This is a genomic window from Actinosynnema sp. NPDC050801 (assembly GCF_040673975.1).
In the GTDB taxonomy this organism is placed as follows: domain Bacteria; phylum Actinomycetota; class Actinomycetes; order Mycobacteriales; family Pseudonocardiaceae; genus Actinosynnema.
In genome coordinates this window covers 325,815-348,711 of sequence record NZ_JBFAQZ010000003.1, presented here as the reverse complement: position 1 = coordinate 348,711, position 22,897 = coordinate 325,815, and the positions used below count along the sequence as shown (strand labels likewise).

The window sequence follows — 22,897 nt, the reverse complement described above, 5'->3', positions numbered from 1 at the left end:
ACCACGTCCTCACGCCGTCCTGCACGTCGCCCGGTCGCCCCTCGGGGAGGACCACTCCGGGCGTCACCGAGCCGGGGGCGTCGCACTACCCGGCGTGCGCGGTGGTCGCCGTCTCGGCCAGGCCGGTCAGGGACTCCGGCAACGCGTCCCGGTGCAGGACGCCGAGGCGTTGGGTGGCCCTGGTCAGCGCGACATAGAGCTCCGCCGCGCCGCGCGGGCCGTCGGCGAGGATCCGTTCCGGTTCCACCACCAGGACGGCGTCGTACTCCAGTCCCTTGGTCTCCGACGGCGGCACGGTGCCCGGCACGCCCGGCGGGCCGATCACCACGCTCGTGCCCGGACGGCCGGCCTCGTCCCGGGTGAACTCCTCGATGGCGGCGGCCAGCTCGTCCCCGGTGACCCGCCTCGACCACGGCCGCACGCCGCACGCGCGCACCGACTCCGGTGGCTGGACGTCGGGCGCGAACTCGGCGAGCAGCGCGGCGGCGACGGTCATGATCTCCGCCGGGGTGCGGTAGTTCACCGACAGCGACCGGTAGACCCAGCGGCCCGGCACGTACCGCTCCAGCATCGCGTCCCACGACGTCGCACCGGCCGCCGACCGGCGCTGGGCGAGGTCGCCGACCACCGTGAACGAGCGGCCCGGGCAGCGTCGCATCAGCACCCGCCAGTCCATCTCGGACAGTTCCTGCGCCTCGTCCACCACCACGTGCCGGTAGGTCCAGTCCCGGTCCGCCGCGGCACGTTCGACGAGCTCACGGGTGTCGTGCTCGACGAACCGGTCGGCCAGGTCCTCGGCGTAGAGCAGGTCCTGGGCGAGCAGGTGGTCCTCGTCGTCCATCATGTCCTGGCGGTCGACCTGGAGGATGTCCATCACGCCCGCGGCGTACTCGGCCTCGGCCTTCCGCTCCCGCTCGGCGGCCCGCTCGCCCGTCTTGTCGGCGCCGAGCAGGTCGACCAGTTCGTCCAGCAGCGGGACGTCCGAGACCGTCCAGGCCTCGCCGTCGGCACGCCACAACGCCTGGTCGGCACCCGCCGCGCGCAGCCGTTCCGGCGATTCGTACAGCGATGCAAGCAGGGTCTGGGGCGTCAGCACCGGCCAGAGCTGGTCCAGCGCGGCGGTGAACGCCTCGTTGTTCGCGAGCTCCTTGAGCAGGTCACCCCGCATCTGCTCCCACGCGTCCCGGTCGTCCCTGGTCAGCCAGCCGCGACCGATCCGGGCGATCGCCCGTTCGGTGAGCACGTACGTGATGATCTCCGTGAACACCCCGCGGGCGTCGTTGTGCGGCAGCCCGCTCGACCGCGCCTCGTCCCGGGCCCACTGCGCGGTCTCGGCGTCGATCCGCACGGTGATGTCGGAGACGTCGGTCAGTTCGACCGGCAACGGGTGCACCGGCAGCCGCTGCCGGTCGGCGACCGCCGCCGCCAGCACGTCGAGGATCTTCAGCGAGCCCTTGAGCCGCGCGGCGTCCGGCGTGTCGTCGGCAGTGACGTGCAGGCCGGGCACGAGGTCGCCGGGCGTCATGAACACCACGTCGGACTCGCCCAGCGACGGCAGCACCCGGCCGATGTGGTTCAGGAACGCCGGGTTGGGTCCGACCACGAGCACGCCGTGGCGTTCCATCCGCTCCCGCTGCGTGTAGAGCAGGTACGCCACGCGGTGCAGTGCCACCACGGTCTTCCCGGTGCCCGGGCCGCCCTCGATCACCAGCACGCCGGGGTGTTCGAGCCGGATGATCCGGTCCTGCTCGGCCTGGATGGTCGCCACGATGTCGCGCATCCCCTCGCCGCGCGGCGCGTTGACCGCCGCGAGCAGGGCCGCGTCACCCTGTTCGGCGCCGTCGGGGCGACCGAGCACCTCGTCGGTGAACTCGACCACCCGACGTCCGCGGGTGTGGAACTGGCGGCGTCGGCGCATGTTCTCCGGGTTCGCGCCGGTGGCGGTGTAGAAGGCGCGCGACGCGGGTGCGCGCCAGTCCAGCAGCACCGGCTCGTAGTCGTTCCCACCGTCGAAGAGGCCGATGCGGCCGATGTAGGAGTGGTCGCCCGACAGGGTGTCCAACCGGCCGAAGCACAACCCGTTGTCCGCGACGTCGAGCCGCTTGGCCTCCCTGGCCAAAGCGCGCACCTCGTCATCGCGCTCCAGGGGCGTGCCGCCGTTCCCGCGCAGGGCCGCGTCGTACTCGCGCCGCACCCGCGTGCGCTCGGCGTCGAGCCGCGTGTAGAGCCCGGCCACGTAGTCCCGCTCGGACCGCAATTCGTCTTCGTACCCCTGAGTTGACACAGGCCCCTCACAGCGTTAAAATCGGTTTAGATTCGGCGGGTTCTCCATGCAGCAGCGGAGAGCACGCCGACTTTTTATTGTCCGCCCCTTGTCAAGTCCTCCGGCGGACCCCCTCCGGCCTCGACGGGCAATACTGCGGTACCACCCGGGTCTTGCCGCAAGCCCCCCGGTGCGCTATATGTTGAAGAGGGAAAGGAGCGGATACCCTCCTTTCCCCTCGTCGTCTCCGGGGTCGTCGTCTCCGGGGTCGCCCCGCCACCTGGTCGCCGTCCCCGGGCCACCACGTGAGCCAGGTCACCATCGAATGAATTCGCGAACGAATCCGTCGAACCATCTTCGAATTCCTCGAATCCACATTCCCCGGTTGACCCGCCGTGAATCGCGTGCGACAGTTCGGCTCCGCCGTCGTAACACCCGAGCTCGCGCGCTTTTGTGCCGGAACCGGCACGGCGCGCCGGAATGGGCGACGACGCCCGGGAATGAGTGGTCACATGGCGAACCGGATGCGGTCGGCCGCGGTGGTGGTCGCGCTCGTCGGTCTCCTGGTCGGGAACGCGGGGGCGGCGCACGCCGCCACGTGGTCCTCCAGCGACAAGTGGGGCACCTGGTCGAACGGCGGGTACACGGTCCGCAACAACGTCTGGGGCGGCGGCGCGGGGCCGCAGTCGATCTGGGCGAACTCCTACGGCAACTGGGGTGTGTGGGCGAACCACCCGAACACCGGCGGCGTGAAGTCCTACCCGCACTCGGCGCGCAACATCGGCCGGAAGCTGAGTTCGTTGACCCGCTTGTCCAGCTCGTTCAACGTGACGCGGCCCGGTGCCGGCGCCTACGCCACCGCGTACGACATCTGGGCCGACAACCACGCGTACGAGATCATGATCTGGGTCAACAAGCAGGGCGCGGTCGGTCCCATCGGCGCGCGGGTGACCACGGTGTCGGTGGGCGGTCACACCTGGGACGTGCACCGCGGTTCCAACGGGTCGAACCAGGTGTTCTCGTTCGTCCGCACGAGCAACACCAACGCCGGGACGGTGGACGTGCTCGCGGTGCTGCGCTGGATCAGTCAGCGCGGCTGGTACGGCGACGTGACGCTGAACGACGTGCAATTCGGTTTCGAGATCACGTCGTCCTCCGGCGGCATGGACTTCCGGTCCAACAGCTTCTCCGTGACGAGCTGACAACCCGGCGGCTCGCCCGCGCACGAGTGGTCGCGGGCGGCGGTCAGAACCGGCCGAAGAGCCAGTGTCCGGGTTTGTCCGGGGCGGGGTCGAGGCAGAAGTCCCTGGTTGCCTCGACCACCTCGGCCGCTTCGACGGTGCCGCGCCGGTCGGTGTCCAGGCGTTCGAAGAGGGCGCGGGACTCGTCGTCGGGCAGGCCGCACCGGGTCATCAGGGTCACGAACTCGTCGCGTTCGAGCACACCGGTGCCGTCGGTGTCGACCAGCGCCAGCACGGCCGCCGCCAGGGGCCGGAGGGTCCGGTCGAACGCGGTGTGGGTGGTGCGGCCCGCCCAGGCGAGGAACTCGGGCTTGCCGACCCGGCCGTCCCGGTCCAGGTCGGACTCGTCCGCGATGGCGCGCCACAGGGCGCGGTAGGCGGAGCGGACCGCCATCGCGGCGGGCGAGCGCGGCGGGTGGCCGAACGACTGGACCAGGCGCAGGGCGAAGGCCTCGTAGTCGTCGCGTTGCAGGTAGCCGTCGTCGGTGGCGTCCAGCAGGTCGAAGCGCGGTGCGTGCGCGACCGGGGCGGGGGAGTGGCCGGTGATCGCGGCCGCCCAGGTGGTCGTGTCCGCGTGGGCGGCGGCCAGGATCGTGCCGTGGTCGGCGTCCGGGTAGGTGGTCAGGTGGACGGTGCTGCCGGCCGTGGTGACGTCGGCGGCGAAGTCGTGGATCACGGCCGGCGGCACGACCTCGTCCCGGCCCGCGGCGGCCAGGAAGAGCGGCCGGTCCAGCCGGGTGACCGGGACGCGGCACTCGTCGAGCACCCGGGTCACGTGCGGGTGGCGGGTCAGGTCGGTCATGCCGGTCTCGTGGTTGGTGATCACCTTGGTGGCGCGGAACATCTCCACCAGGGTCGCCCGCGCGGCCAGGTCCACCAGGGCGGTGCCGCGGTCGGTGAGGAAGCCGTGGGCGAAGTCGGGGTACCGGGTGCGCATGCCCGCCAGGACGATGGGCACGATCGCGCACACGGCCGCGGACGCGTCGCTGGTGCAGGCGGCGACGACGCGCGCCAGGTGCACGGGTGGCGCGAGCGCGACCGTGCCGAGGAAGTCCAGCTCCGGCGCGTAGGTCGTCGCGACCAAGGCGGTGAACAGCGCGGCGTGGCCGCCCTGCGAGAAGCCCACCACGAGCCAGCGGCGGTCGAGCGGGTGGTCGAGCTGTCGCGCGGCGCGGACGATGTCGATCACGTCGTCGGACACCGCCTCACCGTTGAGGTACGGGTGCGGACCCGGCGTCGCCAGGCCCTCGTAGTCCGTCGCGGTGACGGCGTAACCGGCGGCGAGCCACGCCGCGATGTGCGCGCGTTCCCAGCGGAGCAGGCCGGTGCGGGACGGCGCGGTGCGGTCGGACAGGCCCGTGGTGCCGTGGGCGTAGCTGACGACGGGCCAGCCGGCGGCGGGTGGTGTGCCGTCGGGGACGAACGCCGATCCCGTGACGAGGCGGCCGCGGCCGTCGTGGCCGACGCCCTGGTAGAACACGCGGTACGCCGCCGCCGCGTGGTCCGGCCGGAACCGGGACGGGAGCGGTCGGGCGCGGATCAGCGTGCCGGGCGGTCGGCCGGGCGCGGTTCCGGTGGAGGCGGTCACGTCGTCAGCACGGTAGCGGCTCGGGGTGACACCAGGAGGGTGAACTCCGCCGCCTGCCGACCCCGAGCGACGACCGGTGGTGCTTTCGGGTGGCCGAACAGCCCTCCAAGGGACGCAGACCTCACCCCTGCGGGTGGATAGCGTCGAGGCCGTTGGGGGGACTGCCGTCACTTCCGGTTCACCGCCACCGCGGGTCTGCGGCGCCTCCCGACCGCGCGATCCAGCGCGCACCACCGGATTCGGGAGGATTTGTGCTCAGACCACGAAAGCGCGGTAAGGCCTGGGGCGCCGCAGTCCTGGCGCTCGGGCTCGTCGCCGCACCGACCGCGGGAGTGGCAGGCGCGGAGCCCGCGCAGGCCGGCGCGGAGGCCGCGCCGGCGGGCGCCCAACCGCGGACCGTCACCCTGATCACCGGCGACCGGGTCGTGGTGTCCGGCGCGGCGGTCGGCGCGTTCCACCCTGGCCCCGGCCGCGACGCGATCACCTTCCACTCGTCGCACCGGGACGGGCGGCTGCACGTCGTCCCCGAGGACGCCGCCGGGGGCATCGCCGCGGGCAGGCTCGACCCGCGGCTGTTCGACGTCACCGGCCTGATCGAGGCGGGCTACGACGACGCCCGCAGCGACCACGTGCCGCTCATCGTCACCGGCACGCCCGGCACCGGCATGCGATCCGCCAGGGCACTGCCCGGCGCCGTGGCCGCGCAAGCGCCCAAGGCCGACGCCGGCGCCGCGTTCCGCGACCTGCTCGCCGACCCCGGCGTGACCAAGGTGTGGCTCGACGGCGTGCTCCGCCCGGCCCTCGACCGGTCGACCGCCCAGATCGGCGCGCCCACCGCGTGGCGGGCGGGCCTCACCGGCAAGGGCACCCGGATCGCCGTGCTCGACAGCGGCGTCGACGGCGACCACCCCGACCTGAGGGGCAAGGAGGTCGCCGAGCGCAACTTCACCGAGGACCCGGACAACGCCGACCTCGACGGCCACGGCACGCACGTCGCCGCCACCATCGCCAGTGGCCACCGGACCTACCGGGGCGTCGCACCGGACGCCCGGATCCTCGACGGCAAGGTCTGCATGAACGGCGGTTGCCCCGAGTCCTGGGTCATGGCCGGCATGCAGTGGGCCGTCGACGAGGGCGCCGACGTGGTCAACCTCAGCCTCGGCGGTTACGACTCGCCCGGCGTGGACCCGCTGGAGGAGGCGGTCAACCGGCTGTCGGAGCAGACCGGCACCCTGTTCGTCGTCGCGGCGGGCAACTCGGGACGGCCCAAGTCGATCCAGTCGCCGGGCAGCGCCGACGCCGCGCTCACCGTCGGCGCCGTGCGGCACGACGACGACCTGGCCCACTTCTCCAGCCGCGGCCCGCGCACCGGCGACGGCGCGGTGAAGCCGGACATCACCGCGCCCGGCCTGAACATCGTCGCCGCCAGGGCCGCCGACGCCACGATCGGCACCCCGGTCGGCCGGCGGCACCTGGCCCTGTCGGGCACCTCGATGGCCACCCCGCACGTCGCGGGCGCCGCCGCCCTGCTCGCCCAGCAGCACCCCGACTGGACCGGCGCCCAGCTCAAGGCCGCGCTCATGGCCTCGGCCAAGCCGAACCCGGGCCTGAACGTGTTCGACCAGGGCACCGGTCGGGTGGACCTCACGCGCGCGATCACCGCCGCCGTCACCGCCGAGCCGGTCAGCCTCGCCTACGAGGAGCAGCTCTGGCCGCACCACGACGACGCCCCGGTCGCCAAGACCGTCACCTACCGCAACGCGGGCGCCGAGGCCGTCACCTTCGACCTCGCCGCCGACCTGCGCGGACCGGACGGCCGCGCCGCGCCCGAGGGCCTGGTCACGGTCGACCCGGCACGGGTGACCGTGCCCGCCGGCGGCACGACCTCCGTGACGGTCACCGCGGACACCAGGGTCGGCGGTGCCGACGGCGTCTTCTCCGGCGTCCTGGCCGGCGGGCCGACGCGCGTCCCGGTCAGCCTCGCCCGCGAGGTCGAGAGCTACGACGTGGCGGTCGAGTACGTCGACGCCGACGGCAACCCGGCGCTGGACCACATGACCGCCCTCGTCGGCATGGACAACGACGTCTACCGGGACCTGTACGGCGGCACAGGCACCACCACGCGCGTGCCCAAGGGCGAGTACCTGGCCCGCGGGTTCGTGCGCACGGACGCCCGCGCCGCGGTGCTGGCCCGACCCAGCCTCACCATCGACGCAGACCACACCCGGTTCAGCTTCGACGCCCGCGCGGCCGAGCCGATCCACGTCACCGCGCCCGATCCGAGCGCCACCATGATGATCGGCGACATCAACGTCTCCAGGGTGCTCAACGGCCGGCGCGTGGTGCTCAACACGGCGTTCATCGGCGGCTTCATCAACATGTCGGTCGGCCAGGTCGGCCCGCAGCTGCCCGCGCAGGAGCTGTCCTCCTCGATCGGGGCGCAGTTCCAGGCACCGCCGGTCGACGGGACGCCGACGCACTACCGGTTCCGCTGGTACCAGCCGGGCTCGGTGCCGACCGGGTTCAGCCGCGCACCGACCAGGGAGGAGCTGACCGAGGTGCGGACCACGTTCGCACCCGGCCCGGCCGACCGCCAACACCTGCACAGCGGCAACGCCAACCCGCCGGACGGCTCGGGCGGCTGGTCGGTGATGTTGCCCGTGCCCGCGGGCGGCGCGGTGGTCGACCTCGTCACGGCCGACCAGCTGACCTGGGGCTGGTCCTACCAGCGGCTGTCGCCCCAGTACCGGACCGAGGCCGACTACTCCTCGTTCAACCGCCGGTACGAGACGGGCGGCGACTACGCGGAGCGGTTCGCGTTCCCGGTGCGCGGGCCCGGCCTGTCCGGGTACTCGGCCACCTACCTGGGCATCCACGAGGACCGCGTGACGTCGCAGGTGCCGCTGCTCAACGACCACGACGGCAACCTCGGCCGGGGCAACTACGAGTCGGCGCGCACGTCGCTGTACCGCGACGGGCGGCTGGTCGGCCTGGTGCGGGACCAGTGGGGCGAGTTCTCGGTGCCGGCGGGCGAGGCCCGGTACCGGGTGGAGCACGAGATGGTGCGTGATCCGGCGGCCTGGGAGCTGAGCACGCGGATCAGCGGCGCCTGGACGTTCCGGACGGACGTCCTGCCCGACGGCCACGGCCGCCGGCTGCCGATGTCGGTGGTGCGGTTCACCCCGGAGCTCGACGCCGCCGGCGCCGCGCCCGCCGGACGGCTGCTGAGCGTGCCGCTGACCGTGGAGCAGCAGGACGGCGCGGACAACAGCGAGGTGGACCGGGTCCGGGTCGAGGTGTCGTTCGACGACGGCAGGACGTGGCGGGTGGTGCCGGTCGCGGGTGGCGCGGCGCTGGTGCGGCACCCGGCCGCGCCCGGCTACGCCTCGTTGCGGGCCTCCGGCTCGGACCGTGACGGCAACACCTTCGAGCACACCGTGATCCGCGCTTACAAGATCACGCGGTAGGGCGTGCGCGTCGGGAGGGGCCGGAGCGCTCCTCCCGACGCCTCGCCACGTGTCCGTCGCGGTCCGCGGGCGCACTGGGCGTGGGTCCGGTCGGGCCGTTCCGGCGCGCTTTCGAGTGATCCGTCGCGGTGCGGGAGCACGGGAGGCGGTTCGGGCGTTGTGCTCTGTGATGACCGGACAACTCCGCTTTCGCGTTCTCGGTGATTCGCTCGCGGTCGGTGTGGGGTGCACCCGGGTCGAGGAGACCCTCGGTGCGCGGCTGACCGCGGTGCTGCGTTCGGAAGGGCACCGGGTGGACCTCGGGGTGCACGCGGTGTCGGGCGCGCGGTCCACCGCGCTGGCGGCCCAGGTGCGCGCCGCCGTGCCGACGGGGGTCGACCTCGCGCTGATCGTGATCGGGGCGAACGACCTGACGTCGTTCACACCGCCCGCGACGGGTGCGGGCCTGCTGCACGACGCCGTGGCCGAGCTGCGCCGCGCGGGCGGGCAGGTGGTGGTGGCCACGGCGCCGGACCTCGGTGTCGTCTCGCACGTGCCACCCGCGTACCGGGCGTTCGTGTCGCAGGCCAGCGGTCTCTACGCCCGCGCGCAGGCCGAGGCGGTGATCCGCGCGGGCGGGGTGGTCGCGGCCGTCGGGGCGCAGCTGTTCGACCGGTTCTCCACCGACCCCGGCCTGTTCGCCGCGGACCGCTTCCACCCCTCGCCCGCGGGCTACGCGCTCATCGCCGACGCGCTCACCCCGCACGTGCTCGCGGCGGCGGGCCGCTGGGCGGCTTGAGCCGCCACCTGCGCCTCCGAGGCCACGGAGCGGCGCTGGGTGGCTGGTGACCGGCCGCCGGCGGGGTCCGTCAGTGGCGGACCCCGCCGGTCCGGGCTCAGGTGATCGTCGCCCGCCGTGCCCTCACGCCGTCAGAGGCGCGGGTGGGCGTTGGCCAGCAGCTGGCGGAACTGGGCGGAGAACCAGTGGCCGGACAGCGGCGCGTTGGCCAGCGCGCCGGACATGTTGTTGCCGTTGCGGGCGTTGCCCCCGTAGGTGGGGTCGCACATCCGGTCGAAGCCCTTGCCCTCGTTGTTCGGGATCTCGCGGCTCGCGCCGTCGGACTCGCCCGGCGGCTTGGCCCACACGTAGGCGTCGATGCCCGAGGCCGGGTTCGCCCTCGGCCGCTCGCCGATGCCCGCCCCGGACTGGTTGCACCAGTTGCCGAGGTGGATGCGCCGGTCGTACCGGCCGCCGTTGACGTACGCGTCGACGCTCGTCGTCGGTCCCTTGGCCGTCGGGCGCTGCGAGCCGCCCCACCCGTTGCGCGAGGTGTCGATCAGCATGCCGATGTTCGACGGGAACCCGGCGCTGATCAACTGGGTGCGGAACGCCTGGGCGAACGACAACTCGTCCACGTACCGGTTCCAGTCCACCCACTTCGACTGGCGCACGGAAGTGCCGTTCACCGTGTCGTTGATGGTGAAGTGGTCTTCTCGCAGGACACCGTAGTTCGCCGTGTTCGCGATGAACCCGGTGACGTTGTTGACCGTGCTGCCCGAAGCGCGGGCGGCCTGGGCGAACAACGTCGCGGAGGTGCCGAAGTTGTCGTCCCACCCGATCCAGCCGTGGTGGGCGGCGTCGATGTAGTTGTAGACGTTGCCGATCGCGCCGAGCTTCGCCAACGCGTACCCGACGCCGTTGACGTAGTTGCCGTTCTGCAGCATCCGGTCGCACATCGCGGTGGCGGTCGGCCGGCTGCCGACGTTCGTCACGAGGTTGGGCAGCGAGTCGATCTCGATGATCGTGGCGATGCGCAGGTTCGCGTACTTCGACTCGCCCATGATCGCGGCGATCCGGTCGATGTACTCGGTCTTGTAGCGGGGCAGGTCGTCGGGCCCGAGTTCACCGTTGGACGCGAGCGCCGCGCAGTCGCGGCCAGGCAGGTTGTAGATGACGAACTGGACGACCATCGTGCGCCCGGCCGCCTGGCTCAGCGCGTTGTCCAGGTGCGCACGCAGGCCGCGGGCGCCGTTCACGCCGTTGATCGCGGCGATCCGGTCGAGCCAGACGAACGTCGGCTGGTTGGCGATGGCGGACCCGCCGTCGGCGCGCGCCTTCGCGGACCAGTCGGGGTTCACGTAGACCGACGCGCCGGCGTAGGGGTTGTCCACGCGCGCCGCGGCGGTCACGTCGTCGGCCGCGGCCGGGCCCGCGCCCAGCGCCATGGCCGCGGCGAACGCGAACGCCGCCGCCCCCGCGAGTCCGCGACGTCGCCGTCCCCTGGTCGGGCCTGGCGATGACTTCAGTGGCATCTTCGGCTCCCTGGTCGGAGATCGGAACAGGCGGCGGCGGATTTTTATGGGAACGCTCCCAGGATTCGGACCGTAGCAGGGGAATTACTTTTCGTGAAGAGTTTCAGCAGGCAATGGGCATCGCCTCGGATATTCCAGGCGAAGCGGAAGTCCTTATGGAATGCTCATGTTCTTTCCGCGTTCGACGCCGTTCGATTGAATTCGACTTCGAATGGCTTTCGAACGGCGCGGAACGCGTCGCCGAGGGTGGAGTGGTACACGGCGGTGATCCAGGTCAGGGCCAGCAGGAAGCTGCCGAGGACGTCGGTGGGGTAGTGGACGCCCGAGTAGAGCCGTTGCCCGGCGACCGCCACCGGGACGGCCAGGGCGAGCACCGCCACCGGCACGCGCCACCACTTCGCCGTGCCGCGCACGACCAGCACGGCCACCGCCGTGCCGAGCACCAGCGACGCCGCGACGTGACCGGAGGGGAAGCTCGACGTGGGCGGCAGGTCGTCGGGGAGCTTGGCGGCCGGCCGGGCGCGGTCGATGATCGCGGTGGTGGTCAGGAACAGGGTGATCTCGCCCAGCATCCCCAGCACGACGAGCAGCACGGGCCGCAGGGAACGCGTCGTGGCCATCGCCGCCACGCAGACGGCCACCGCGGCCACGATCACCGGTCCGGTGCCGCTGAAGGTGCCCACCGCCTCCATCACCGCGTTCCAGCCGGGGGTGCGGTGTCGTGCGAACCACTCGACGACGGCGCGGTCCCAGGCCATCGGCACGTCCGGTCCGGCGGCGGTGAGCCACGAGCCCACCGCGAACAACACGCCCAGCAGCAAGCCCCAGGCCACCAGCAGCCGTGCCGCCGTGAACCAGGCGTCGTGCGGCAGGTGCACCCGGCGGCCGGACACCGGTCGCAGGTCGTCCGCCGCCTCCGGCGCCAGGCCGCGGGACAGCGGCACGTCCGGCAGCCCCTCGTCACGCCGCCACCGGCGGAACACCTCGGTGGTGAGGGCCAACCACAGCAGGCCGAGCAGCCAACCGCCGAGCACGTCGGTGGCGTAGTGCACGCCGAGCGCCACCCTGGTGAACCCGACCGCGAGCACGATCACGACGACCAGGGCGGTCAGCACACGTCGTGCCCGTCGCGCTCGTTGTGCGGAGGTGAACACCAGCAGCAGCACGCCGTAGGTGACGGTGGCGCCCACCGTGTGACCGCTCGGGAAGCTCCAGCCGGAGGCCGTGGCCACCTCGACGTCCACCAGCGGTCGCAACCGCCCGACCAGCTCCTTCACCACCACGCCGAGCAGGCCACCGCCGATCACGGTGACGACGACGTGCGCCGCCACCCACGGGCGGCGACGCAGCAGCAGCCACATCGCCGCCAGGGTGGTCACGCCGGTGAGGGTGGCGGTGTCGCCGAGCCGCGTGATCGCGTCCAGCACGGCGACCACGGCGCCCGGGTCGCCCGCCCACCCCGTCAGCCTGGCCGTGATCGCCTGGTCGAGGTCGCGGACGGGCGCCCAGCCCGACCACACCGACATCATCACCACCGCGAACGCGATCCCGGCGGTGCTCGCGGCGATCAAGGACACCGCGCTGCGCACCGCGAACTTCTCGACGGCCACTACCGCGTGCCGCGGCTCACGAGTCGTAGTCACCGACCTGGTGTGCCCGAACGGACCAACCGGCAATCCTGCCGTGCTCCCGGGCTGCGGTGTTGAGGTGACGACCGTTGCGGTGTCCGGCGGACTTCCGGTAGTGATCGTAGGTTGCCCCCATGCTGAAGGAGCCGCCGCGTGAACCCCGACCTGCTGCGCAACTACCTCGCCCGGCACCGCCTCGGGCGCCGTGACGTGCTCAAGATCGTGGGTGCCGCCGGGGCCGCGGGTCTGGTGGGCGCCGCGCCCGCCGCCGCCGAGCCCGGCACCGCCGGTGCCGGACGATTGGACGACACGCCGTTCGACTACGCCGATCCGGCGAACCTGGCCGACTGGGCGCCGAGCCGGTACGGCCCCGAGGACCAGCGGGGCGCGCTAAACGAGGTGACACCGGCCAAGACGGCCGCCGCGCTTGGCCTGCTCCGCGCCCACCGTGAGGTGACCACCTACAACCTCGGCGAGTTGATGTGGAACGGCTTCCCCGCCTTCAGCACGGACCCGCGCCGCACCTACGAGCAGCGGCTCACCATCTGGGGATACCCGCCGCCACCGGGGTTCGCCGAAGAAGGCGGCATCCTGGTCGGGCTGGAACCGTTGGGCGCCAACCGGATGAGCGTGCACGAGGAGCGGTTCGAGGCGGAGTTCTCGGCCAAGCACCCGAAGCCGCTCGCCGCGACCTACCAGATCGGCAGCCAGCTGGACAACCTCAACCACATCGGCGCGGTCGACCTGTTCTACAACGGCCTGCGCGGTCCGGACATCGCCCGCGGCCACGGCACGGTCCGGCTGGGTGCCGAGCACATGGGTCCGGTGGTCACCCGAGGTGTGCTGCTGGACGTGCTCGGGGTGAAGCTCGCCCGTGACCGCGTCGAGGACCTGGCCGAGCCCGCGAGCAACGGCCGGCCGCTGCTGCGCGAGAACTACCGGATCACCGTCGAGGACATCCGCGACGCCATGGCCTTCGGCGGGATCGACCGCCTCGAGCCCGGTGACGTCGTGCTGTTCCACACCGGCTGGAACCAGCTGCTGGCCCGGCGCGACCCGGCCGACATCGCCCGCTGGGAGGGCGCACGCGGCCTGCCCGGCATCTACCTGCGCGAGGCCCGCTGGCTGGCCCGGTCCCGGCCCGCGATCGTCGGCGGCGACACGTGGGCCCTGGAGGTGCTGGGCAACCCGGTCAACGACGACGGCACGGCGTTCCCGGTGCACCAGGAACTGCTCATGCGGCACGGCATCCGCATCGGCGAGTCCTACGTGGTGGACCGGCTCGCCGCCGACCGCGTGCACGAGTTCGTCTTCATCGTGACGCCGCAGTACGCCGAGGGTGCCACCGCCGGCAACACCCCGCCCGCCGCGCTCGGCCGTCCCCGACGACGCTGACCGCTCGGTACGGTCGTGCGCGGTGGGGGACTGTCGTGCGCGGTGGGCCTGTCGTGCGGGAGTGGGACTGTTGTGCCGGGGGTGGGACTGTCGTGCGGGGGTGGGCGGTGGCGGAGGACGAAGCCGGGGTGCGGAACCGGCTGGGCACGGCGCACGGCCCGGTCGTGCAGGCGGGGAGCATCGAGGGCGGCGTCCACGTCCACGTCGGCACGCCGCGGTCCGGGGCGCAGCCCGCGGTGGAGTCGCGGAGGCTGTGGTCGTCGCAGGCGAAGCCCATCGCCGAGTGGGACGCGAGGCACCTGGGCGTCCACCGGTCGATCACCGCCGGGGACGAGGACACCGGCGAGCCGCCGCGGTACGTGGTGCGCCGCCACGACCACGAGATCCGGCGGGCGTTGCGGGAGAACGCCGAGGGTGGCCTGATGGTGGTGCTGGTCGGCGACTCGGCGGTGGGGAAGACGCGCGCGGCCTACGAGGCGGTGCGGGGTCTCGCGCACCTGCGCTCATGGCCGGTCGTGCGGCCGGCGGGACCGCGGCAGCTCGTGGAAATCCTCGACGCGGGCGTGCCCGCGCGCGGCGTGGTGTGGCTCGACGACGCCCACCGCCGCTACCTCGGCACCTCGCGTGGCGCCGAGATCGCGGAGAAGTTGATCGAGACGCTGTCCCGGGACGATCCGGTGCTGGTCGTCGCGGACATGTGGACCTCGCACTGGAACCTGATGACCGGCGAGGGCCGGGACGAGGAGCCCGAGTGGCGCGCACAGGCCAGGGCGCTGTGCCGCGACCCGCACGTCCGGCACGTCAAGGTGGCCGGCAGCTTCGCCGAGGCGTCCGCGGAGGAGTGGGCCGAGTTCGAGCGGTGTGCGCGGCACGACCCACGCCTGTCGTTGGCCGAGCGCATGTCCGGCGACCGCATGGAGATCACCCAGCTCCTCGCCGGCGGCCCGCAGCTGGTGGAGCGGTACCAGGACCCCGGCTACCCGGCGCGGGCACGTGCGCTCATCACCGCCGCCGCGGACGCCCGCCGGGTCGGGTGCGAGAGTCCGATCGACGCCGAAACCCTGCGCCGGGCCGCGGAGGGCTACCTCGACCACCGGCAGCGCGTGGCCGACGACGGGTGGTTCGACGAGGCACTGGGTGAGGTGACCCGGCGGGAACACGGCATCGCGGCGCTGACCCCCGTGCGCGAACGCCCCGAGGTGGGTCCGGCCGACGGTTACGTGGTGCACGACTACCTCGACCACCGCCTGCGGGACGTGCGTGCGCACGTGCCGCCGCCGGCGAGCCTGTGGACCGCCCTGGCCGCCGGGGCGACCGACGCCGTGGACCTGACGCGGATGGCCGCCGAAGCCCGGCAGAGAGGTCTGTACCGGCTGGCCGCGCGCTTCGCCGTGCCCGCCGCCGACGCGGGCAGCACGGAGGCGATGCGGTTGCTGGCGCACCTGTTCGAGCTCAGGGGAGCCGAGGCGGAAGCGCGTGAGTGGACGCGGCGTGCCGACGAGGTGGACGGCGTTTCCCGGGTGGGTGGGTTCTTCTGGATGCCGGACGACCCTCCTGTTCCGGACGAGGGCGACTTGCGCCGACGTGCCGAGTCCGGGGATCCCGACGCGGTGCTGTCCTTGGCCGACCACCTGGAGGAGGTCGGCCAGGAGGACGAGGCGGAAGCGCTGCTGCGCGGACAGGCGGAAGCCGGCCACCCGCAGGCGATGTGGCGGTTGGTCTTCCTGCTGGAACGGCACCGCCGCGACGACGAGGCGTTCGACTGGATCCGCAGGCACGCCGAGACCGGTGATTCGGTCGCGGTGTCCCGGTTCGTCGAACGGCTGCGGCGACGTGGCCGTGAGGCGGAGGCCGAAGCCGTGCTGCGGGCGCACGCCGAGGCGGGGGATCCGGGCGTGATGTGGCACCTGGCCGAGTGGCTGGTGAACAGGGACCAGGTGCCCGAGGCGATCGGGTGGTTCCAGGCGAGCGCGCGGCACAGCCTGCTCGGCGTGAGCCTGCTGGCGGACCGGTTGGCGCAGTTGGGGCGCTCGGAGGAGGCCGAAGGCCCGCTGGAGTTCCAGGCGAAGAAGGGGGAGGTCTCCGCCATGAAGAAGCTGGCCGGCCTGCTCGAACGCCTGGGGCGTGCGGAGGAGGCCGTCGCGTGGCGTCGCCGGGTGGCGGAGCGGGCGCCACGAGGCGGCCTCCCCCGTCCCCGCAAGACCGAGCCGAGTGGGATGCGGGACCTGGTGGACCTGCTGGAGCGGACCGGCCGCGCCGCCGAAGCGGGCCGGGTGCACGCGTACGGCATCGAGCCGGGCGGGGCGACCGCCGACCCGTGGCCCCTGCCGCCACCGGGATGACGCGGTGGATCGACGAGACCTCGCGGGAGTTCCGTCTTTCCACCGGTGGCGCGCGGCCTGTCGGATAGCCTGAGCCGATCATGAACGCCCTGGTCGGCGGGGGTGGAGGGGCGCGTGGAACGGGTTTCGGTCGAAGGGGCGTTGGTTCGCGTCTGGCGGGGTGGGTCGCCGGTCGGGGCCGGGTTCCTCGCGGGGCCGAGGCAGGTGGTGACGGCCGCGCACGTGGTGGCCGACGCGGTCGGTCTGGCGGAGGGGGACCTGGTCGGTCTGGCGGGTGGCGACCGGTCCGAGGTGCTCGTCGAAGTGGACTTCCCGCTGGTGGCGCCCGGGCGGCGGTTGTCGGCGATGGTGGTGGCGTGGGTGCCGGTGGGGGAGGACCTCCGCGGGGACGTCGCGGGGTTGGAACTGGTGGGGGACCCGCCGGACGGCGCCGCTCCGCTCGTGCTCACGCGGTCGGGCGGGGTCACGCCGGATCAGCTGGTGATGGTCGGGTTCCCCCGGAAGTTGGAGATGGGGAGCTGGGTCTACGGGCGGCGGGGCGGACCCGTGGCCACCGGCTGGGTGGAGATCCACAGCGAGCCCGGCCGTGAGGCGACCCTCGAACCCGGCTTCTCCGGCACGCCGGTGTGGGGGCCCGAGCTGGACGCCGCCGTCGGCATGGTGGTCCGCCGCATCACCGGCGCGCCGCCGAAGGTGGGCTACATGGTCACCGTGGACGCGGTGCTGTCCGCGTGGCCCGAGCTGGCCGAGGTGATCGAGCGCGAGCCGCCGTTCCGGGCGCTGCGGCCGTTCGACGAGCAGGACGCGGAGCTGTTCTTCGGGCGGGAGGAGCAGGCCGGGCAGGTGGCGAAGCTGGCCCGCGCCGCGCCGGTGGTGTGCGTCGTCGGCCCGTCCGGGGTGGGCAAGTCCTCGCTGCTGCGCGCGGGCGTCCTGCCGAGGCTGCGGGCGGACGCGGCGGTGGCGGTGCTGCGGCCCTCCGACGCGAGCACGCCGCTGCGGTCGTTGGCCGCGGCGCTCGACCGGCTCCTGGGCGGCACGTCACCCGAGCGGGTGGACGGGCTGGTGGAGCGGCTGAGCGGTGGCGGTGTGGCCGACGTCGTCGCCGCCGTGCTGGAGCGGTGCGACCGGGAACGGCTCGTCGTCGCCGTCGACCAGTTCGAGGAGCTCTTCGCCTACCCGCAAGAGGTCCAGGCGGCGTTCACCAGGGTGCTCCGAGCCGCGCTGGAACCTTCGGCCCGGTGGACGGTGCTGCTGAACCTGCGCGACACGTTCCTCGGCACGGGCCTGCGCAACCCGGCGACGGTGGAACTGGCGGCCGGTTGGCTGCCGGTGACGGTCGCCGAGCTGACCTCGTCCCAGCTGCGCCGGGCGATCACCGCGCCGTTGGCCCGGATCGGCACGGTGGCCTGCGAACCGGGGCTGGTCGACCGGCTGGTGGAGGACGTGCAGAGCGCGGCGAGCCCGTTGCCGCTGCTGCAGTTCACCCTGACCGAGCTGTGGGCGCGGCGGCGCCGCGGACTGCTGTTGCACGAGGCCTACGACGAGCTGGGCGGGGTGCGCGGCGCGCTCGCCGGGTACGCCGAGGACGTGTGGGCCGCGCTGGACCCGACGTCACGACGGGTCGCCACGCGCCTGCTGGTCCAGTTGGTCCGGCCGCTGCCGGAGGGCGACCTCGCGGTCCGGCGCACGGCCCGCCGGGACGAGCTGGACGAGGACCAGTGGGCGATCGCGCAACGGTTGGCGAGCACGCGCCTGCTCGTGCTGCGGGTCGCGCCGGAGCCCGGCGTCGAGCTCGCGCACGAGTCCCTGCTGACCCAGTGGGCACGCCTGCGCGAGGCCACCGGCCGGTACCGCGAGTTCCGCACGTGGCAGGAGACGTTGCGTGAGCGGGTGCGGCGCTGGTCGGACGAGGGCTCCGCGCCGCGGCGCCTCCTGTCCGGGCCGGACCTGCGTGACGCCAACCGCTGGGCGGGTGAGCACCACGCGGACCTCGCCCCCGCCGAACGCGCCTACCTGGACGCGAGCAACCGGCGGCGACGCCGCAGGACCGCGCGCACGGCGGTGGTGCTGGTGGTGGCGCTGGTCGCGACCGTGTTCACCTACCGCACGATCGACGAGCGGCGGGCCGCGCTCGCGGCGGGCGACCTGGCGGAGAAGTCGACCAAGCTCCGGTCCTACGACAGCTACGGCAGCCTGCAACTGGCACTGCGCGCCTACCGCACCGATCCCGAGGTCACGTTCAGCCCGTCGCCGGACTGGGGCGTCACGGCGGACCGCCTGCTGCCGGACTACACGATGGAGCGGCGCGACGACTCCGCGCCGACGTCGTCCGGCGGCACATCGCCCCCGCAACCTGTCGACGCCACCCTGATGTCCAAGAAGGTCAGCGCGAACGGCCGCCGCATCGCCACCACGGACTCCGCCCGCCGGGTCGTGGTGTGGGAGGTGCGGGACGACCGGGTCACGCCCGTGCGGCTGGACGACCTGTTCGGTCCGCAAGATCACGCGACGCACGTGACGATCAGCCGCAGCGGCCGGTACGTCGCCTTCCTGCAGGTGGTCCTCTGGAACGCCGACAAGAGCTCGATCACCGGACCCGTCGACCACGAGGGCCTGCCGAGCATCGACCCCGCGGACTACCGCACGTGCGTGCCGCGCAGCATCGCGGAATCGTTGGCCTGCCTGGTGGTCTACGACCTGGACGACCGCCGCGTCACGTCCGCCGTGCGGCTGGGCGGGGCGTTGTTCGGCGTGTCGGACGTGAGCATCGACCCGGACGACCAGGTGGTCGCCGCGGCGCTGCCGACGAGCAGCAGCGTCGACGTGCGCGGGCTCGCTTCGGTCGAGAACGACCTGGCGGTGTGGGATCTGCGGACCGGTGAGCGGCGGGAGGTGCGGCGGTTGCCGTGGCACAGCCGGATCACCGGCCTGTGGCTGGGCCAGGGCGGGCGCCGTGCGGTGCTGCGGGAGACGGTGTCGGGCGAGCAGGGAGCGCTGTCGATCCGGTCCGCGCTGTCCGCGGTGGACTTCGCCGGAGAGCCGACCAGGCAGGAGATCGCCGCGCACGCCCGGTCGACGGCCGTCAGCCTGGACTGGCACACCTTCGCCGCCAAGGTGTCCACACCGGACAACGGCCACGAGGTCGTCGTGTGGGACGCCCGTGCGCGTGCCGTCACCACGCGCGTGAGCGGCCTGTCCCCGGAGGAGTCGGGCGGCACGGTGGGTCTCGACGGCGCCGGTGCCACTTTGCTGCTCTCGTGGAGGGACGACTTCGACACGTCCACCACCGATGTCCGGGAGCTCGCGGGCACTCCGCGCAACCACCTGTCCACGTGGGCGCTGCCGACCGGTGCGAAGCAGGGCACGGTGTCGCACGACCTGATCTGGCCGGACCTGGTCCCGCTGGCGGACCTCGCGAGCGGGCCGTTGGCGCTGATCAGCACGAGCACGATCGGGGTGGTCCTGCCGCGTGCGGAGCAGCCGTCGCCGCTGCGCCGGCTGACCGAGGGGTCGGAGCGGGAGCGGCTGGACACCGAGGAGATCATGGACCGGTTGTGCGGGTTGCTGGCCGACCCGAACACCGACGAAGCGGTCCAGGAGCTGGTGCCGCAGGACGCCTACCAGGGGGACGTGTGCCCGAGCTGATCAGCTTCTCGCTGCCCGACGACGACGTGGTGCTGGTCGAGGTGGAGTCCGACGGGCCGGAGATCTCGCCGGTCTCGCGCGGCGGTGACGTGATCCGGTCCGCCGCGACGTCCCTCGACGGCGCGCTGCGGCACGTCCGCAAGGCCGCGTCGGCCGCGCTGGCCAACTTCCGGGACATGGACGTGCGGCCGGACGAGGTGCAGGTCGAGTTCGGGGTCAAGCTCAACGCGCAGGCGGGGGCGGTGATCGCGAAGACGGGGGTGGAGGGTCACCTCAAGATCAAGCTGACCTGGACGCGCGAGCTGGAGCCGAGGCGGGAGGAGGAGGCGGGGGCGGAGGCTGGTGCGGCGTCGGGTGCGGGTACAGGGCCGGGTGCGGAGGCCGGTGCGGGTTTGGGGCTGGGTGCGGCAGGGGGTGCGGAGGCCGCTGACGCGTGACCGTAGGTAGCGAGAGGCGATAGCTACCGATTGACATTCGATAGGTAACGCGCGAGACTCGATGCATGGTGACAACGCATCGAGCGGTAGCCGCGCTCCGGGTGTTCCTGGTGTTGATGTTCGGGGTGCTCGTCCTGTTCCAGGTCATGTCGCTGCCGGGCCAGTTCCGGCACATGGCCGAGGAGTCGCCGGACCTGGCGTACCTGAGGTGGCCGCTCACGGCCGTGTCGGTGTTCTGGGTGCTGTGCGTCCAGGTGGTGATCGTGTCCATCTGGAAGCTGCTCACCCTCGTCAAGGAGGACCGCATCTTCAGCGAGGTGTCGCTGAGGTGGGTGGACGCGATCGTGTGGGCCATCACGGCGGCGTGGGTGGTGTTCCAGGCGTTCTTCCTCTACGTGGGCTTCAACGCGGACGACCCCGGCGTGCCGCTCGTGCTGTTCCTGATGTCGATCGGCATCACCGTGGTGGGGCTGCTGATGGTGGTGATGCGCGCGTTGCTGCGGCAGGCCACCACGCTGCGGTCCGACATGGAATCGGTGATCTGATGGCGATCATCGTGCGCATCGACGTCGAGTTGGCCAAGCGCAAGATGAGCGTCGGCGAGTTCGCCGAGCGGATCGGGCTCACGCCGTCCAACGTGGCGGTGCTCAAGAACGGCCGGGCCAAGGCGGTGCGCTTCAGCACCCTGGAAGCCATGTGCCGGGTGCTTGAGTGCCAGCCCGGCGACCTGCTCGAATGGGTCGACGAGGAGGAGGACGGCGTCATCGTCGCGCAGGCCGGGGACGAGGGCGGCGGCCGGTGATCGAGGTCCGAGGGCTGACCAGGCGGTACGGCGACGTGCTCGCCGTGGACGAGCTGAGCTTCGACGTGCACCCCGGGAAGGTGACCGGGTTCCTCGGGCCGAACGGCGCCGGGAAGTCCACCACGATGCGCGTGCTGCTCGGCCTCGACCGGCCGACGTCGGGGACGGCGCTGGTGAACGGGCGGCGGTACGCGACGTTCGCCGAACCGCTCCGGCAGGTCGGCGCGCTGCTCGACCCCGGAGCGGCGCACCCCGGCCGCACCGGACGCAGCCACCTGCGCGTGGCCGCCCGGTCGAACGGCATCCCGAGCCGGCGGGTGGAGGAGGTGATCGAGCGGGTCGGGTTGGAGCGCGCGGCCCGTCGTCGGATCAAGGGCTACTCCCTGGGTATGCGGCAACGGCTGGGCATCGCGACGGCGCTGATCGGCGACCCGGGCGTGCTGGTGTTCGACGAGCCGATCAACGGGCTCGACCTCGACGGCGTCCGGTGGATCCGCGGGCTGCTGCGGCAACTCGCCGACGAGGGTCGCACGGTGCTGGTGTCCAGTCACCTGTTGAGCGAGATGGAGCAGATCGCCGACCGGTTGGTCGTCATCGGCCGCGGCCGGCTCATCGCCGACGCCACGACGGAGCAGATCCTGAGCGGGCTCGGGCACGTCCAGGTGCGCGTGCACAGCCCGGAGCCGGACCTGCTGGTGACCCCGTTGCGGGAACGCGGGTTCGAGGTGCGGGTCGACGGCCACGAGTTGCGGGTCGACGGCAGCACCGCGGAGGAGGTCGGCGGGCTCGCGCACGCGCTCAACGTTCCGCTGCACCACCTGTCCGAGGTGCGCCAGTCCCTTGAGGACGCCTACCTGGGGTTGACCGACAGCAGTGTCGAGTACCACGGCCGCGAGCCCGTGCTCACGATGGAGGAGGCACGGTGACGGCAGCGGCGCAAGAGGTTCCCGTCGGGCGCGTGTTCGCCCGTGCGTGCGCCGCCGAGTGGACGCGACTGTGGACGGTGAAGGCGACGTGGTGGTTCCTGGCCGCTGCGGCCGTGACGATGACGGGTATCGCCACCATCGCGGGCTTGGAGGTGGCGGCGGACCCCGATCCCGCGCGGGGCGGGTCGGCTTGGGCGGCGGCGGCCGTCACCGGGCTGCCGGGGCAGTTCGCGTTGCTCGCGCTCGTGCTCACGGCGGTGACGGCGGATTACGCGACCGGTGGGATCGTGCCCAGCCTGCAGTGGACGCCCAGGCGCGCGGTCCTGTTCCTGTCCCGGGCGGCGGTGGCGGTGTTCGCGGCCACCGTTGCCGGAGTGCTGCTGGCGTCCGCGGCGACCGTCGCGTCGTTCGTGACGGCGCGGCCGTTGCTCGACCTGGGCGGCGGTTGGGACGTGCTGCCGTCGGTGGGGTTCGTCTTCGCGGCGGGCGCCGCGTTCGCGGTCGGGTTGGGCTTCCTGCTGCGCAACACCGCGGGCGCGTTGGTGACGGTGTTCCTGCTGATGTTGGTGCTGCCGTTGATGTTGCCGAACTTCGGGTACGAGTGGTCGTCCGCGATCGCGGAGCTGCTGCCCGGGTCCGGTGCGGCGTTCCTGCTGATCGGGGAGGTGCCGGGGATGACCCGGACGTCGTCGGTGGTGACGATGCTCTGCTGGGCGGTCGGGGTGTTGCTGCTCGGGTGGTGGCGGCTGTCGCGTGATGACGCGAACCGGTAGAGGGGTGATGGTGAGGGTTTAAGGCCGGTTGAGGGGTGGGTGGTGAAGGGGTGATTGGTGGGGGTCTGAAAGGGAAAGAGCAAAGGAGAAAGAGCGAA

The 22,897-nt window shown here is 72.7% G+C and carries 15 protein-coding genes; 11 read left to right on the top strand and 4 right to left on the bottom strand.

Annotated features, from left to right (window positions below; genetic code table 11):
* Window positions 1-85: 85 nt before the first annotated feature.
* Window positions 86-2,284 carry an RNA polymerase recycling motor ATPase HelR gene (gene helR / locus AB0K14_RS09590; protein ID WP_360459784.1) on the bottom strand — a complete coding sequence of 733 codons (2,199 nt, stop codon included), beginning with the start codon at window positions 2,282-2,284 and terminating at the stop codon, window positions 86-88.
* A gap of 491 nt (window positions 2,285-2,775) precedes the next feature.
* Here helR and AB0K14_RS09585 point away from each other — a divergent pair, with 491 nt between their 5' ends.
* A complete protein-coding gene (locus AB0K14_RS09585; protein ID WP_360459782.1) occupies window positions 2,776-3,465 on the top strand; it encodes a hypothetical protein in 690 nt (229 codons plus the stop codon).
* A 43-nt stretch (window positions 3,466-3,508) separates the two neighbouring features.
* Here the strand turns inward: AB0K14_RS09585 and AB0K14_RS09580 are convergent, their stop codons facing one another.
* Window positions 3,509-5,092, bottom strand: a complete 1,584-nt coding sequence (locus AB0K14_RS09580; protein WP_360459781.1) for a lipase family protein — start codon at window positions 5,090-5,092, stop codon at window positions 3,509-3,511.
* 251 nt (window positions 5,093-5,343) lie between these two features.
* Between AB0K14_RS09580 and AB0K14_RS09575 the strand changes: the two genes are divergently transcribed.
* Window positions 5,344-8,559, top strand: a complete 3,216-nt coding sequence (locus tag AB0K14_RS09575) for a S8 family serine peptidase (protein ID WP_360459779.1) — start codon at window positions 5,344-5,346, stop codon at window positions 8,557-8,559.
* A 169-nt stretch (window positions 8,560-8,728) separates the two neighbouring features.
* Entirely contained in the window at window positions 8,729-9,337 is a 609-nt protein-coding gene (locus AB0K14_RS09570; protein WP_360459778.1) for an SGNH/GDSL hydrolase family protein, read from the top strand.
* Window positions 9,338-9,468: 131 nt separating this feature from the next.
* Here AB0K14_RS09570 and AB0K14_RS09565 read toward each other — a convergent pair whose 3' ends face one another.
* Together AB0K14_RS09565 and AB0K14_RS09560 are read right to left on the bottom strand one after the other, a co-directional pair.
* A complete protein-coding gene (locus tag AB0K14_RS09565; protein WP_360459776.1) occupies window positions 9,469-10,851 on the bottom strand; it encodes a glycoside hydrolase family 6 protein in 1,383 nt (460 codons plus the stop codon).
* Window positions 10,852-11,015: 164 nt separating this feature from the next.
* Complete coding sequence (locus AB0K14_RS09560; protein WP_360459775.1) at window positions 11,016-12,494, bottom strand: phosphatase PAP2 family protein; 1,479 nt, start codon at window positions 12,492-12,494, stop codon at window positions 11,016-11,018.
* A gap of 138 nt (window positions 12,495-12,632) precedes the next feature.
* Here AB0K14_RS09560 and AB0K14_RS09555 point away from each other — a divergent pair, with 138 nt between their 5' ends.
* The 8 genes from AB0K14_RS09555 (at window position 12,633) to AB0K14_RS09520 (ending at window position 22,799) form a co-directional block, all read left to right on the top strand.
* Window positions 12,633-13,874, top strand: coding sequence for a cyclase family protein (locus AB0K14_RS09555; RefSeq protein WP_360459773.1), 1,242 nt, complete (start codon window positions 12,633-12,635; stop codon window positions 13,872-13,874).
* Between the two features lie 107 nt (window positions 13,875-13,981).
* Complete coding sequence (locus AB0K14_RS09550) at window positions 13,982-16,216, top strand: hypothetical protein (protein WP_360459771.1); 2,235 nt, start codon at window positions 13,982-13,984, stop codon at window positions 16,214-16,216.
* A 114-nt stretch (window positions 16,217-16,330) separates the two neighbouring features.
* Complete coding sequence (locus AB0K14_RS09545) at window positions 16,331-19,861, top strand: serine protease (protein WP_360459769.1); 3,531 nt, start codon at window positions 16,331-16,333, stop codon at window positions 19,859-19,861.
* Window positions 19,849-20,298, top strand: a complete 450-nt coding sequence (locus AB0K14_RS09540) for a CU044_2847 family protein (RefSeq protein WP_360459767.1) — start codon at window positions 19,849-19,851, stop codon at window positions 20,296-20,298. Before AB0K14_RS09545 ends, AB0K14_RS09540 begins: the two co-directional genes overlap by 13 nt.
* Before the next feature lie 65 nt (window positions 20,299-20,363).
* On the top strand, window positions 20,364-20,843 hold the full coding sequence (locus AB0K14_RS09535) for a DUF2975 domain-containing protein (RefSeq protein WP_360459765.1): 480 nt from the start codon (window positions 20,364-20,366) through the stop codon (window positions 20,841-20,843).
* On the top strand, window positions 20,843-21,100 hold the full coding sequence (locus tag AB0K14_RS09530) for a helix-turn-helix transcriptional regulator (protein WP_360459763.1): 258 nt from the start codon (window positions 20,843-20,845) through the stop codon (window positions 21,098-21,100). The genes AB0K14_RS09535 and AB0K14_RS09530 overlap by 1 nt, the downstream gene beginning before the upstream one ends.
* On the top strand, window positions 21,097-22,026 hold the full coding sequence (locus tag AB0K14_RS09525; protein ID WP_360459761.1) for an ABC transporter ATP-binding protein: 930 nt from the start codon (window positions 21,097-21,099) through the stop codon (window positions 22,024-22,026). Before AB0K14_RS09530 ends, AB0K14_RS09525 begins: the two co-directional genes overlap by 4 nt.
* Window positions 22,023-22,799 (top strand): hypothetical protein, encoded by a 777-nt coding sequence (locus tag AB0K14_RS09520; RefSeq protein ID WP_360459760.1) that lies wholly within the window; start codon window positions 22,023-22,025, stop codon window positions 22,797-22,799. The genes AB0K14_RS09525 and AB0K14_RS09520 overlap by 4 nt, the downstream gene beginning before the upstream one ends.
* Window positions 22,800-22,897: the final 98 nt, after the last annotated feature.